Origin of the sequence: Vibrio fluvialis, from assembly GCF_900460245.1 — a bacterium.
In the GTDB taxonomy this organism is placed as follows: domain Bacteria; phylum Pseudomonadota; class Gammaproteobacteria; order Enterobacterales; family Vibrionaceae; genus Vibrio; species Vibrio fluvialis.
Genome location: NZ_UHIP01000002.1, coordinates 1,246,179 through 1,259,985, shown reverse-complemented (window position 1 = coordinate 1,259,985; position 13,807 = coordinate 1,246,179). Strand labels below are relative to the sequence as shown.

The following is a 13,807-nucleotide window of genomic DNA, read 5'->3' as shown; positions in this document are numbered from 1 at the left end:
AGAGCTGCTTTGGCAGCTCTTTTTCATTGACGATATCGTTATGGCAGCGGGAAAAACTTTAATCCCTCTTCGGTGACCATGATGCAATCCATTCCACCGGCATGCGCTGCTTGCTTACCCAGCTCGGTATCTTCAAACACCACACAATCATTCGGCGTTAAACCAATCAGCTCACACGCACGCAGAAATGTTTCAGGATGTGGCTTGTGGTTATCAACGTCAGTGGCCGTCACCACCGCATCCAGCTTATCCAGCACGCCAACGCGTGTTAGCAATTTCTCGGCACTCTGACGTTGACTACCGGTTCCGATGGCCAGTTTTTTACTGCCCAGAAAGCGCTGAAAAACCGCAAAAGTATCTGGAATCAGGTCACTTTTCTCATCCATTGCAGCGAAGGCTTTCATTTTGTATTCAGCCACATCTTGCGGAATCAAATCGATGCCAAATTTCTGGTTAATCTCGCCGACAATTTTAAAACTCGGCATACCGCCCAAACTATTCAGCCAAGTGGCTTCAAACGGAAAGTCGTAAAATTTTGCGGTTGCACGCCAAGCTTCGATATGCGCAGGCATGGTATCAATCAATGTGCCATCCATATCGAAAATCAGCCCTTTATAGCGCTCTAAGTTCATAAAAACTCCATATGACTGTGCTAATGATGGAATCAGTCTTACAAACCCATTCTATTGTTTATTGCTGGCGATGCAATTGCCATCTAAACTTCACACATAATAATTACATTTATCAATATATCTCATTCATTGGTCTACATATGAATATTAAACAGAAGCTATACTTGCTTGGTTTTATCGCCGTAATGGGCATTATCTCATTGGTGATCACCACAACACACTTTGCTCGTCAAACCAACGAGCTGTCGTCCGCAATCGGTTTGGTAGAGAAGTTAGAAATTCGCCTTCTCAATCTGCGCCGGAATGAAAAAGACTTTTTGCTACGCAAAGACGCCAAATACCTGGACACCTTCAAACAAAACAGCGAGCTGTTCCTTTCTATGGAAAGCCAGCTGTCAACCATCTTAACCAATCACAATCTGGCGTCTTCTGCAGCATTAAAAGCGGATCTGCTGAAGTATAAACAAGGTTTTGAGCAATTGGTCGGCGCTTATCAGGTGCTGGGATTAAGCGACGGTGATGCGTTGTTGGCGAAATATCATGCCCTGCTGGCACAAGCTGAAAATGGGGCGGATGCCGAAACGCTGCTGGCTCTGGCCAACTTTGATGAAGCGGTGAAAGCAGGCAAAATGCTCGACATGCCAGTGCTTTCTCAATATTCCGCTCTGGTACAAGCCGCCCGAGGGGTCATCGAGCAGGAAAAGTTGATCGGCCTAGCCTATAACGAAGGTTACCTTGGCAATACTCGCAGCTTGTCACATAACGTTGAAGAGCAGTTTAAAACCTTCTCGGAAACGCTGACGGCTGAAGTCAGCAAAATGCGCAGTGAACTGGATGTGATTAAGCAGATTGTGACTGTCATCGTCGTGATTGTGATCCTCGGTTTCATCTGGCAGATTTCACGCTCGATCAACCTTCAGGTGCAAAGACTGCTGCAAGTCATGCAGAACATTGCCAGCACTAACAACGTTGGACTAAGAACCGATTTACAAGGGCGCGATGAACTCACTTCTATTGGCACCTACTTCAACCAACTGTTGGATAAGTTCGAACACTTGATCTCGGGGTCACAAGCTAAGTCACATCAGCTGACCAGCAGTACGACCAGCATGCATAACGAGCTTGAGGAAGTGATTAACCAGTTCCATGTTCAAGCCGATCACACCACCATGATGGCCACGTCAGTGCAAGAAATGGTTGCCACCATTGGCGAGATTTCAGAAAGCACCAATGTGGCGGTAGAAGGTGTTCAGCAGGCGGTAAGAAATGCAGAGAATGGACGCAGCGTTGTCGAGTCGACGTTGAAGAATATTGACCAGCTTTCTACTACTCTGCAATCAAGCCAACAATCGATTGCTTCACTCAATGATCACGTCGAAAAAATCGGCGGTGCGGTCACCATCATTCAAAGCATCGCTGAACAGACGAACTTACTGGCACTGAATGCGGCCATCGAAGCGGCACGAGCCGGCGAACAAGGCCGAGGATTTGCGGTAGTGGCGGACGAAGTTCGTTCCCTGGCGACACGCACTCATCAATCGACCGAGGAGATCACGAAAGTGGTCTCTGCGATTCAGGCACAAATGAGTTTGGTGATCAGCGACATCGACCAGTGCAATTCGCAGGGCCAGGAAACGCTGCACGCTTCGCACCAACTTGACGAGAGCCTGCGCCAGATCATCACTGACATGTCGACGATTCAGGCCAACTCCGAACGTATAGCGTCAGCCATTGAGGAACAAGGGATTGTGATGAATCAGGTGAGCGGTTCGATTGCAGAGCTCAATACTATCTCTGAAAACAACATGCATTCTGCTCAGGAAGTGTTGTCAGAGGTCGACAGTGTTTCACAACAAGCCCGGCAAATGGATGAAGCGGTATCTGAGTTTCAGACTCGCTAATGTCAGCTTGATAGCGCGCACAAAAAAGCCCGGATTAACCGGGCTTTTTTTAGTTGATCACCAACCGACTCTTTTTTGCCTGAAAAGCGAAGATGCCAATCACAATCAGTACGAAAGGTAGCACGTAAATATTCAACGCTTGCCAGCCAACGGTAGATTCAAGCCAACCAGAAAGCAGCGCAGTCATGGTGACACAACTGAACACGGAAAACTCATTAAACGCCTGTGCTTTGGGCTTGTTGTGTTCCTGATAAGACTGACTAAACAAACCCGTCGCCGCAATAAACATAAAGTTCCAACCAACGCCAAGCAACACCAGAGCCGCTCGGAAATGCCAGATGGATTGACCATGAATATTGATAGTCACACACAATATAAACAGCAAGCCACCAGCCAATATCATGCGTTGCGGACCAAATTTTTCAATTAGACGCCCCGTAAAGAACGCCGGAACGAACATGCCCAGCACATGCCATTCAATGACACCAGCGGCTTTGGTGAAATCAAAACCACAACCAATCATCGCCAGCGGTGTTGCGGTCATCAGGATGTTCATCACCGCATAAGAGACCATGGCAGCAAAGACGGACGCTTTGAAATTGGTCCCTTTGGCAATCACCGACAACTTATCCGTCGCTGGCTGGCTGTCATGGCGAACGGGTTTGGGAAACTGAATCGTCTGCAGCAAGGTCAGCGCCAGCAGATTAAGGCCAATCAGCGCGGCGAAAGCACCAATGTACAAACCGCCCTCGCTCCAACGTTGAGAATAGATGGCAAGATTCGGCCCCAATACCGCAGCCAGCACACCGCCAGCCATCGACACCGAAATTGCTCTGTGACGCAGATGAGCGTCGCACACTTCAATCGCCGCAAAACGATACAGAGTGCCAAAGCCAATGCCGATCCCCAACAGGAAAGTCGCAGTACAAAATAGCCAAAATGACTGGTGATACAGTGCGTAAGTGGCGAGAGACGCGCCGATAATTCCCACGCTGTTACCGATACTAAATCCCAGACGGCGCCCCAGCCTGCCCATGATCAGCGACGCGGGAATAGTGGCCGACATTAAGCCGAGAAATTGGAGAGCGACTGGCAGTGTAATCATACTGCTGCTCGGCGCAATTACCTTACCAATCAGACCAATCACAGAGATTAACAGTATGTTGCCGGTCATCAGCAGCGCCTGACAGAGCGACAAAAGCCACACGTTGCGGTTCATTACTTATCCTTTTCATTTGAATGTGGTTACTACAACAGAATGCTCTAATCTATTCAACGCCAAGAAAAAAAGGGCTATTCGCCCTTTCCTTTATTCCATCGCCGCCATAAGCGCCTTGGGTGTTTTCCAGCTATATACCCGCTCAGGGACATCAACGCCTCCCGGCGCGTGCCACATCTTTTCCGTCAGCAGTTCACCACCAATGTGATCGTAAAAATCGATGGCTTGTTGGTTTTTCTCCAGCACTTCAAGGTAAACACCGTTGTCCGGGAAATAACGCTCAATCCAAGTTGCCATCTCTTTTACCAGCAAACGGCCTAAACCACGCCCCTGGTGTTTAGGGTCAATATGCAGGGATTCGATAATTGTGCCTTTTTCAAAATCATGATTGCCGAACGCACAAATAAAACCACACAGCACGCCACCCTCTTCAATGAGCAGAATATGTTGATTAAAAGGTGGGTTGGTCAAACGCGTTTGCCAGATCAACAAACGGTCTTGCAGTGCCTCGTTGGCGAGATAATCCTTGTCCAAAATGTCAGCGTAATTGATCTGCCAGCTTAGTGCGTGCAGATGGGCAATTCGCTCAAAATCGCTATATTCAGCTACCTTAATTTCCATTTAATAGTCCTTATAACTTCCTGTAAGGATTTTTAACCACTCTTCATACTATGCATTTAGAGTTAAAAAGCAAAACATCCTGATCACAATTCAGTTAAACATATTTGACTTACACATGTTCGCTGATATTCTGGCGCACAGTTGTAAGCTTAAAGGATCTTTAAATGGCAAATAAACCGCCTTTGATTTGGTTGAATATTACGATTTTCGCCGTCAGCTTTGTTCTGGCCGCTGTTGTCGCGCCTTGGTATGGCTGGCAATTTGGTTATGGATGGGAACACCTGATTTGGCTGATTGTCTGCTTCTCGTTCTGCAACTTGTCGATCACGACGGGTTATCACCGCCTGTGGTCACACAAAGCTTTTGAGGCTCACTGGTTGGTTCGCCTATTGTGCGCGCTTGGCGGCGCATTTGCGGTACAAAACAGCGCACTGCATTGGGCATCCGATCACCGTGTTCACCATAAGTTTGTCGATCAGAACGACAAAGATCCTTACTCTGCCAAACGCGGATTTTGGTTTTCGCATATGGGATGGATGCTGAGAAACTACAACTCGGTGACCTACGACGACTACAGCAACTGTCGCGATCTACATAAAGACAAGATTGTCATGTGGCAACATCGCTTCTACGTACCACTTGCGCTGATCATGAACTTTGGTGTGCCTATCGCTCTGGGCTGGTACTACAGCGATATCTGGGGAATGTTGCTGATCGTCGGTGCCGTCCGTCTGGTACTCAATCACCACACCACCTTCTTTATTAACTCGCTGGCGCACATCTGGGGTAAACAGCCTTACACCAACAAGAACACTGCGCGCGATAACGGTATTCTGGCCTTTTTCACCTTCGGTGAAGGCTACCACAATTACCATCACATCTTTGAAAATGACTATCGCAACGGCATTTACTGGTGGCAATACGATCCAACCAAGTGGTTGATAAAAAGCTGTGCCTGGCTTGGTCTGGCGAAGAAACTACGCACCGCTCCGGCCATCAAGATAGAGAAAGCGCGGGCGGAGATGAGCCTGAAATACGCCGCTGAACGTGTCGCTCATCTGCCAAACCATCTGGTGATACTGGCGAACGTTCAAGCCGAATTTGACGCTTTCATTCACGAATTGCACAACTACTACGATGTGAAAAAGCAACTGCTGGAAAGCAAGAAAAATTCGGCACTTAAGCGTTACGAACATTCAGTGCTTAAAGCTCGTTATCAGTCTGTGAAATCTGAGTTTCTTGAAAAAAGGCAGCGTTGGCAGCAAACGATTGCTCAATACGCTTAAATATCTACAATCGTGAAAAAGTGACGTTTAAACGTCACTTTTTTTATACCTCCTCGTTTCACATTAGAAATTTCAATCCATTTAATAACACTGGATAATGCATTTAACACGGCATTTACCTCTAAAATATATTTATTTCAATAGGATTTTACTCCGCAAAACTAATTAATAGTTTTGTTTGTTTTAGATCATGAGAAGCTCAAGTTGACCTCGTGCTACAAGTCAGTTTTCAGTAAATTCAGCTCATACCTTGAAATACTTTTTGACAACTTAAAATATTTAACTGGAGACAACTATGCTCGAGCTCTTAATCGGCTTAGTCGTTACGATTGCAGTGGGTTACTTCATCGTAAAAGGCTATAAACCAGCGGGTGTACTGCTAACAGCAGGGATTGTGCTATTGCTACTGACTGGCGTACTTGGCCATTCGGTGTTGCCTGCAAAAATGACATCCACGGGTAACATGGTGACCGACTCGCTGGAATACGTGAAATACATGCTGCAAAACCGTGGCGGCGGTCTGGGTATGCAAATCATGCTGTTGTGTGGTTTTGCGTCTTATATGACTCACATCGGTGCCAACAATGTGGTGGTAAAACAGTTTTCTAAGCCGTTGTCAGTCATCAACTCGCCATACATTTTGTTGGTTGCGGCTTATATCGTTGCCTGTTTGATGTCACTGGCGGTGAGCTCAGCTACCGGCCTTGGCGTTCTGTTAATGGCAACCCTGTTCCCGATGATGACAGCAATGGGTATCTCTCGTCCTGCTGCAGTAGCTGTGTGTGCGTCGCCAGCAGCGATCATTCTGTCGCCAACGTCTGGTGACGTCGTGATTGCAGCCGAAAAATCCGGCCTGCCGCTGCACGTTTTTGCCGTTGAAACAGTTCTGCCTGTCTCTATCTGTGCGATCATCGTGATGGCTGTCGCCGCGTTTTTCTGGAACAAATATCTGGATAAGAAAGACAACACACCAATGGAACGCGTTGATGTATCGGCGATTGAAGTAAAAGCCCCTGCCTACTACGCAGCACTGCCTTTCCTGCCTATCATCGGTGTCTTCCTGTTCAACGGTGAAACGATTAAAGGTCTGTATCTGGATATCTACACCATTGTCGTTCTGTCCATCTTTATTGGTGCACTAGTAGATTTCGTCACCAAACGATTCAAAGGGAAAGAAACGCTGGAAGACTTAGAATCTTGCTACGAAGGTATGGCTGAGGCATTCAAAGGCGTGGTGATGCTGTTAGTAGCCGCGGGTGTATTCGCTCAGGGCCTGATGTCGATTGGCGCTATCGATAACCTGCTGCATCTGGCAGAGACTGCTGGCGCAGGTGGTATGGCACTGATGCTGATCCTGACTGGCCTGACGGTTGCCGCAGCGATTGCAACGGGTTCTGGTAACGCGCCTTTCTACGCGTTTGTTGAACTGGCACCGTCTCTGGCAGCGAAAATGGGCATCAACCCAGCGTTCCTTATCATTCCAATGCTGCAGGCATCTAACCTGGGCCGTACCATTTCTCCGGTTTCGGGCGTAGTCGTTGCCACGGCTGGTATGGGCCACATCAGTCCGTTCGAAGTCGTAAAACGTACTTCTGTACCCGTACTGGCAGGCCTGGTTACTGTTATTATTGGTACCATGGTTCTGGTTCCGATGTACAACTGATAATCTGTTTATAAAAAAGGGCGCTGATTTCAGCGCCCTTTTTGTTTATTTCTGAATCGGATTACTTGAGCTCGCCATAGCGCTCAAGAAACAGCACAGTTGCGGCTGTGCGCGAAGGCACTCTTAATTTTTTCAGTAAGCTCTTCATGTGTACTTTCACGGTTGATTCCGAGATAAACAGGCGGTCAGCGATTTGTTTGTTGCGATACCCTTTCGCCACCTCCCCCAGAATCTGCGCTTCACGCTCTGTGAGCAGGTCAAACACATCGGTTTGATCCTGACGATCGCGCAGATAAGCCGCCACGACATCGCTGTAAGCTTTATTACCGTGAACGGCATCTTTGAGCAATTCAACCAGTTGATCCGGCTCCGTATCTTTCAGCAGGTAACCGTCGGCCCCCGCACGCACAATCGCCTCAATGTCCGCCGCACTGTCTGATACAGTCAGAATCACAATCGTTGCGCTGGAGCCGTCGGTCCGCAGCGCTTTCAGCGTGTCCAAACCGGACATACCTTTCATATTGAGGTCGAGCAGAATCATGTCCGGCTCCACTTCATGGGCTAACGCAATGGCTTCAGTACCATTACTGGCCTCTGCAACCACTTCGAATTCATCTTCCAGGCTTAAAAGCTGATTGATTCCTCTGCGCATCAAAGGATGATCATCCACCAGCATTACTCTACATTTCGTCAACATGTGTATCCTTTGATCTTGTATATTTGAGTGTGACTTTGCAGCCGGTATCCGGTGAGGTTTCTATGCTCAAATCACCGTTCAATCTAGCTGCCCTTTCTTGCATGATGCTCATCCCGTAGTGATTCAACTTGGCATTGTTCTGTTCAAAGCCGACGCCATCGTCTTCAATACTCACTACGACGTCACCATCGCTTTCGTTACATTCGATGTTGATTCGAGTCGCGTCTGCATGCTTGATTGCATTGATGGTCGCTTCACGAATCAGTTGTATCAAGTGCACCTGCTGATGGGCATCCAGCTCCATCGATGACAAGTTATTATTCAGCGCAATCGTTGCGCTGGTTTGTTCTCCGAGCTGGTTCAGCATCTCTACCAAGGCCTGGCCAAAATTGCCCTCTTTGATGGTCAGTCGGAACGTGGTCAACAGTTCACGTAACTGTGTATAAGCGCCGGACAACCCTTGATCGATATCGACAATAATCTCATCGGTTTTCTCTGAATATTGATTGTGTTCAAGCTTTGACATCACGCGTTTCAGCAATGACACCTGAATTTTCAGGTAAGAGAGCGATTGCGCCAATGAATCATGCAATTCTCGTGCGATGGTCGCACGCTCTTCCATCAGTAAAAGCTGTTCGGCTTTCTTCTGAGCTCGGTTGTAGTACACCGCCCGCGATAGAATCTGGACAAAGTTATCAATGAGCGCTTTATCCGGACAAGGTAAACCCGCTTCCCAGTGTAAATATCCAAGCTGGATACCATCCAACATTAGTGCCTGATGGTTCGGATTTTCACCACACATATTGCCTTGAGAAAGCAGCAAACCTTTGCCTGCCTCTTCTTCGATCTCCAGTTGCACCGCAGTGATGCCCTCAATACTGACAATATGTTTCAAAATAGCCTGAAAATTGTCCTGACTGATGCGTGAAGCCGTCAGCTCCTGAGAGGAGTTATACAGCACCTGCAGCGACTGATTGGCGTGTTGCAGCTTACGTGTTTTTTCGTTAACCGCTTGCTCCAGGCCGCGATATAGCTTGCCCAGTTCTCCGGCCATAACGTTAAACGTGCGGGTCAGAATGCCCATTTCGTTCTGACTGTTGGTACTGAGTTCAATATCAAATTCGCGATTCTGAATCTGCTCACTCGCCACCACCAATGCTCGCAGAGGGCGCACAACCTCTTTGCGAATGTAGTGAATAACAAACAGTGAAATGAACAAAACAGCCCCCAACCCAAGCCCACCGACCCAGGCAAGATTGATGAGCTTTTGTTCCGAAAAGCGTTGTAACTTGAAGACAAAACTGTCGATCTGGCTGACAAACCCCGCGACCAGCGTGAGATAGTCGCGGTTATCTTCACTACGAAGAACCTGTTTCAGTTCGTGCCAGCGGGCGATTAACGTGTAGTAATCATGAGTAATGTCTGACGGTACATTCCATTTCTGGAGCGCTTTCATCGATGGCGAATACAACGAGTGTTCAAATGCCGCGATATGTTCAACATAGTTAACTGAGTTACTCTGAATATCGTGCGCTAATCGGTAGCTTTGCATCCGCATCGAACCTGCGACGTTAACGGCTTCAGCATCGTTCAGAGAAGATGCCAGAGTGATAATGGCAAAACCCGTGGTGGCTATCGAAAGCAATAGAATCAACAGCATCGATTTCGCAATCGTGCTGGTCACCGACTTCTCAACTTTTATCCCCAATTCACCTTCCCCAACGGCGCTTTTTAAACGCACTTTCGCATGCTCTAGTCTGGCTTTTTCATAATGGTATCAATATGTGATCATACTCGCCCGAATTTATTGATCCAAAACAATATTCCATTCTAATTAACCCCTTAGGGGTATTTATACAAATATGGCAAAAACTACAATTTGTGTATGGATAAATGACAGTTTATTAATAGAAATTGTGAACTACGCTTTATTAATAATCTTTCAGCATGCTGGGTGAATTCAGTGGTAGATCTTTCCAAGCGGCGTTTATTTGCACGTCGTTCCGTCGACACATCAAAGGTACGTTTACCTTGGATTGCCAATCCAGAATCCTTTATTGACGACTGTACGCGTTGTGGCCGCTGCCGCGATGCCTGTGAAATGAAAATTATCGTCAACGGCGATGGGGGTTATCCCACTGTCGATTTTCAAATTGATGAATGCACCTTCTGCTACCAATGCGCAGAAGTTTGCCCAGAACCGATTTTTTTACCGCAAACCAATACCGCATGGCTGGCCAAAGCCGCCATCAACGACCAATGCCTGGCTAAGCAAAACGTCGAGTGTCGAAGCTGCGGAGAAACCTGCGACCCAATGGCAATTCAGTTCCAACTGCAAGCCGGAAAAGTTGCACAGCCAATTATCCACCTTGATGAATGTACTGGTTGCGGCGCGTGTGTATCGCTCTGCCCCACTTCAGCCATCAGTGTGAGCAATATTGAATAAGAACGAGAGATAACTATGTCACTCAATGAAGTGCACATTTCAAGTTTGGTGGTTCACGCTCTTCCGGAACATCTGGAAACCGTAAAGGCGCAAATCGAGCAGTTCGAGAACGCGGAAATTTACGGCGACAGCCCGGAAGGCAAAATCGTTGTGGTGCTTGAAACTCAGAACCAGGGGTTTGTCACCGACACCATCGATGCCATCAACAACTTGCCAAACGTCCTGAGTGCGGTTCTGGTGTATCACCAAATTGAAACCAACCTGGACGAGCTAGATTCAGACACTGGAAATCAACATTCCCAACTCGAGGGTGAAGTATGAAAATGACAAGACGTGCGTTTGTGAAAGCAAACGCGGCAGCATCAGCAGCGGCGGTAGCAGGTATCACTCTGCCAGCGTCTGCAACCAACCTGATTGCCAGCTCAGATCAAACCAAAATTACCTGGGACAAAGCTCCTTGTCGTTTCTGTGGTACCGGATGTTCCGTTCTAGTTGGTACGCAGGATGGCCGCGTCGTGGCAACTCAAGGTGACCCTGAAGCGCCGGTAAACAAAGGTCTGAACTGTATCAAAGGCTACTTCCTCTCGAAAATCATGTACGGTCAGGATCGTCTGACACAGCCTTTACTGCGTATGAAAGATGGTCAATACAGCAAAGATGGCGACTTCACTCCAGTTTCATGGGATATGGCCTTTGATGTGATGGCGGAAAAATGGAAAGCCTCACTGAAGAAAAAAGGCCCAACCAGCGTTGGTATGTTCGGTTCTGGCCAGTGGACAGTCATGGAAGGTTACGCAGCGGCGAAAATGATGAAGGCGGGTTTCCGCTCAAACAACATCGACCCGAATGCGCGTCACTGCATGGCTTCTGCGGTTGTCGGCTTTATGCGTACTTTTGGTATCGACGAACCAATGGGCTGTTACGACGACTTTGAAAACGCCGACGCATTCGTGCTTTGGGGTTCGAACATGGCTGAAATGCACCCGGTTCTGTGGACTCGCATCACCGACCGCCGCCTAAGCCATCCTCATGTTAAAGTGAACGTGCTGTCGACTTATTACCACCGTTCATTTGAACTGGCAGACCACGGTTACATTTTCCATCCTCAATCTGACCTGGCGATCGCTAACTTCATTGCCAACTACATCATTCAGAACGATGCGGTGAACTGGGACTTCGTGAACAAGTACACCCACTTCAAGCAAGCCGTGACCGATATCGGTTACGGTCTGCGTGATGACCACCCGCTGCAAAAGCAGGCAAAGAATGCCAACTCCGGCGAAATGACCAACATCTCGTTTGAAGAGTACAAAAAATCTGTCGCGGAATATACGGCTGAAAAAGCGTCTGAAATGTCCGGCGTGAGCATTGAGAAACTGATCACGCTGGCGAAACAGTATGCCGATCCAAACACCAAAGTGATGTCCCTTTGGACCATGGGTATGAACCAACACACTCGTGGCGTGTGGATGCAAAGCCTGGTCTACAACCTACACCTGCTGACGGGTAAGATCGCGACTCCGGGCAACAGCCCATTCTCGCTGACAGGCCAGCCATCTGCGTGTGGTACTGCGCGTGAAGTCGGTACATTTGCACACCGTTTGCCTGCGGACATGGTGGTTGCCAACCCGAAACACCGCCAGATTGCAGAAAAAATCTGGAAACTGCCAGAAGGCACCATTCCACCAAAACCGGGCTTCCACGCGGTTCTGCAAGACCGTATGTTGAAAGACAGCGTATTGAACTGTTACTGGGTGCAATGTAACAACAACATGCAAGCAGGCCCGAACATCAACGAAGAGCGTCTACCGGGTTACCGTAATCCAGAGAACTTTATTGTGGTTTCCGATCCATACCCAACCGTGACTGCGCAAGCCGCCGACCTGATTCTGCCAACCGCTATGTGGGTAGAGAAAGAAGGTGCTTACGGTAACGCTGAACGTCGTACTCAGGCTTGGTACCAACAGGTGAAAACCGTGGGTGATGCGAAATCGGATTTATGGCAGGTCATGGAATTCTCCAAACGCTTCAAAATGGAAGACGTTTGGCCGGAAGAGCTACTGGCGAAAGCGCCTGAGTACCGCGGCAAAACCATGTACGACATGCTGTTCCGCAACGGTCAGGTTGACCAGTTCCCTATCGCGGAAGCTCGTGAACTGAACGACGATGCGCACCACTTCGGTTACTACGTACAGAAAGGTCTGTTCGAAGAGTACGCAAGCTTTGGCCGCGGCCATGGTCACGACTTAGCCCCATACGATGTGTACCATAAAGTGCGTGGCCTGCGCTGGCCAGTGGTTGATGGTAAAGAGACCCAGTGGCGCTTCAAAGAAGGCTCTGACCCTTATGCGAAAAAAGGCAGTGGCTGGGATTTTTACGGTAAACCTGATGGCAAAGCATGGATCATCTCTGCGCCATACGAAGCGCCACCAGAAGTGCCGAATGAAGAGTACGACCTGTGGCTCTGTACCGGCCGTGTGCTGGAACACTGGCACACTGGCACCATGACCCGTCGTGTTCCTGAGCTGTACAAAGCGTTCCCGGATGCGGTTTGCTTCATGCATCACGATGACGCTCAGGCTCGCGGCCTGCGCCGTGGCGATGAAGTGGTCATTGCCAATAAACGTGGCGAAGTGCGTGCCCGAGTGGAAACTCGTGGCCGTAACAAGCCGCCAAAAGGTCTGGTGTTTGTGCCGTTCTTTGACGCGCGCATTCTGATTAACAAACTGATTCTTGATGCGACCGACCCACTGTCGAAACAAACCGACTTTAAGAAATGTCCGGTCAAGATCACCAAAGTGGCGTAAGCCGTTAACAGAATGTTCGGGGCAGCGGTTTGCTGCTGCCCCAGTCAGGAATTGAGCCATTAGGCGGAGAATGTACGATGAAAAAATTACTTATTGCACTGTTGTCTGTAAGTGCACTCATCACCGGGGTTGCACAAGCTGAACTCGATAACCCGGGCGGTGTCGGTGGCGTGGAATCGCTGCGCGGCGCAACGCTGATTGAGTCAACTCGCCCAGCGGATGAAATGAAAAAGTACCCTCGCGAGCAAGCATTGGATAGCGATTACGTGTATCAGCCACCGCTGATCCCACACAATATTCGCAACTACGAAGTTTCTCTGAACGCCAACAAGTGTCTGTCTTGCCACAGTTGGAAAAACGCGAAAGAAATGGGCGCGACCAAAATCAGCGTGACCCACTTCATCAACCGTGAAGACGCTGTACTGGCCGATGTGTCGCCACGCCGCTACTTCTGTCTGCAATGTCACGTTCCTCAGGCAGAGGCAAAACCTCTGGTTAAGAACGAGTTTGAACGCGTTGATTCGCTTCGCTAATC

At 48.5% G+C, this 13,807-nt stretch carries 12 protein-coding genes; 7 read left to right on the top strand and 5 right to left on the bottom strand.

The annotated features are described in order from the left end of the window. Positions 1-38: 38 nt before the first annotated feature. A complete protein-coding gene (locus DYA43_RS20840) occupies positions 39-632 on the bottom strand; it encodes a beta-phosphoglucomutase family hydrolase (RefSeq protein ID WP_061055570.1) in 594 nt (197 codons plus the stop codon). Between the two features lie 140 nt (positions 633-772). Here DYA43_RS20840 and DYA43_RS20835 point away from each other — a divergent pair, with 140 nt between their 5' ends. Then, entirely contained in the window at positions 773-2,533 is a 1,761-nt protein-coding gene (locus DYA43_RS20835) for a methyl-accepting chemotaxis protein (protein ID WP_061055569.1), read from the top strand. A 49-nt stretch (positions 2,534-2,582) separates the two neighbouring features. Here DYA43_RS20835 and DYA43_RS20830 read toward each other — a convergent pair whose 3' ends face one another. Further along, positions 2,583-3,752, bottom strand: coding sequence for an MFS transporter (locus DYA43_RS20830; RefSeq protein WP_032082478.1), 1,170 nt, complete (start codon positions 3,750-3,752; stop codon positions 2,583-2,585). 90 nt (positions 3,753-3,842) lie between these two features. Then, entirely contained in the window at positions 3,843-4,373 is a 531-nt protein-coding gene (locus DYA43_RS20825) for a GNAT family N-acetyltransferase (RefSeq protein WP_020433110.1), read from the bottom strand. A gap of 164 nt (positions 4,374-4,537) precedes the next feature. Here DYA43_RS20825 and DYA43_RS20820 point away from each other — a divergent pair, with 164 nt between their 5' ends. Both DYA43_RS20820 and dcuC read left to right on the top strand, forming a co-directional pair. Beyond that, positions 4,538-5,659 carry an acyl-CoA desaturase gene (locus DYA43_RS20820; RefSeq protein WP_061055568.1) on the top strand — a complete coding sequence of 374 codons (1,122 nt, stop codon included), beginning with the start codon at positions 4,538-4,540 and terminating at the stop codon, positions 5,657-5,659. A gap of 295 nt (positions 5,660-5,954) precedes the next feature. Beyond that, complete coding sequence (gene dcuC / locus DYA43_RS20815; RefSeq protein ID WP_020332420.1) at positions 5,955-7,322, top strand: anaerobic C4-dicarboxylate transporter DcuC; 1,368 nt, start codon at positions 5,955-5,957, stop codon at positions 7,320-7,322. 61 nt (positions 7,323-7,383) lie between these two features. On the opposite strand, the gene DYA43_RS20810 is transcribed toward dcuC, so the two are convergent. Both DYA43_RS20810 and narQ read right to left on the bottom strand, forming a co-directional pair. Then, on the bottom strand, positions 7,384-8,016 hold the full coding sequence (locus DYA43_RS20810; RefSeq protein ID WP_024375531.1) for a response regulator: 633 nt from the start codon (positions 8,014-8,016) through the stop codon (positions 7,384-7,386). Further along, complete coding sequence (narQ, locus tag DYA43_RS20805) at positions 8,003-9,679, bottom strand: nitrate/nitrite two-component system sensor histidine kinase NarQ (protein WP_051141224.1); 1,677 nt, start codon at positions 9,677-9,679, stop codon at positions 8,003-8,005. The genes DYA43_RS20810 and narQ overlap by 14 nt, the downstream gene beginning before the upstream one ends. Positions 9,680-9,982: 303 nt before the next feature. Between narQ and napF the strand changes: the two genes are divergently transcribed. The 4 genes from napF to DYA43_RS20785 all read left to right on the top strand — a co-directional run bounded on the left by napF (position 9,983) and on the right by DYA43_RS20785 (position 13,805). Then, positions 9,983-10,465: a ferredoxin-type protein NapF gene (napF, locus tag DYA43_RS20800; RefSeq protein ID WP_024375533.1), complete on the top strand. Its 483-nt coding sequence runs from the start codon at positions 9,983-9,985 to the stop codon at positions 10,463-10,465. A gap of 15 nt (positions 10,466-10,480) precedes the next feature. Then, positions 10,481-10,786, top strand: coding sequence for a chaperone NapD (locus DYA43_RS20795; protein ID WP_020332424.1), 306 nt, complete (start codon positions 10,481-10,483; stop codon positions 10,784-10,786). Beyond that, positions 10,783-13,272, top strand: a complete 2,490-nt coding sequence (gene napA, locus DYA43_RS20790; protein WP_061055566.1) for a periplasmic nitrate reductase subunit alpha — start codon at positions 10,783-10,785, stop codon at positions 13,270-13,272. The genes DYA43_RS20795 and napA overlap by 4 nt, the downstream gene beginning before the upstream one ends. A gap of 77 nt (positions 13,273-13,349) precedes the next feature. Further along, entirely contained in the window at positions 13,350-13,805 is a 456-nt protein-coding gene (locus tag DYA43_RS20785) for a nitrate reductase cytochrome c-type subunit (RefSeq protein ID WP_020433122.1), read from the top strand. The last annotated feature ends 2 nt before the right edge of the window (positions 13,806-13,807 follow it).

Bases quoted from the DNA above. Each gene is read 5' to 3' on its own strand.
- DYA43_RS20825 (WP_020433110.1), bottom strand. From the start codon at position 4,373: ATGGAAATTAAGGTAGCTGAATATAGCGATTTTGAGCGAATTGCCCAT.
- DYA43_RS20820 (WP_061055568.1), top strand. From the start codon at position 4,538: ATGGCAAATAAACCGCCTTTGATTTGGTTGAATATTACGATTTTCGCC.
- dcuC (WP_020332420.1), top strand. From the start codon at position 5,955: ATGCTCGAGCTCTTAATCGGCTTAGTCGTTACGATTGCAGTGGGTTAC.
- narQ (WP_051141224.1), bottom strand. From the start codon at position 9,679: ATGCTGTTGATTCTATTGCTTTCGATAGCCACCACGGGTTTTGCCATT.
- DYA43_RS20795 (WP_020332424.1), top strand. From the start codon at position 10,481: ATGTCACTCAATGAAGTGCACATTTCAAGTTTGGTGGTTCACGCTCTT.
- DYA43_RS20785 (WP_020433122.1), top strand. From the start codon at position 13,350: ATGAAAAAATTACTTATTGCACTGTTGTCTGTAAGTGCACTCATCACC.
- DYA43_RS20840 (WP_061055570.1), bottom strand. From the start codon at position 632: ATGAACTTAGAGCGCTATAAAGGGCTGATTTTCGATATGGATGGCACA.
- DYA43_RS20835 (WP_061055569.1), top strand. From the start codon at position 773: ATGAATATTAAACAGAAGCTATACTTGCTTGGTTTTATCGCCGTAATG.
- napA (WP_061055566.1), top strand. From the start codon at position 10,783: ATGAAAATGACAAGACGTGCGTTTGTGAAAGCAAACGCGGCAGCATCA.
- DYA43_RS20830 (WP_032082478.1), bottom strand. From the start codon at position 3,752: ATGAACCGCAACGTGTGGCTTTTGTCGCTCTGTCAGGCGCTGCTGATG.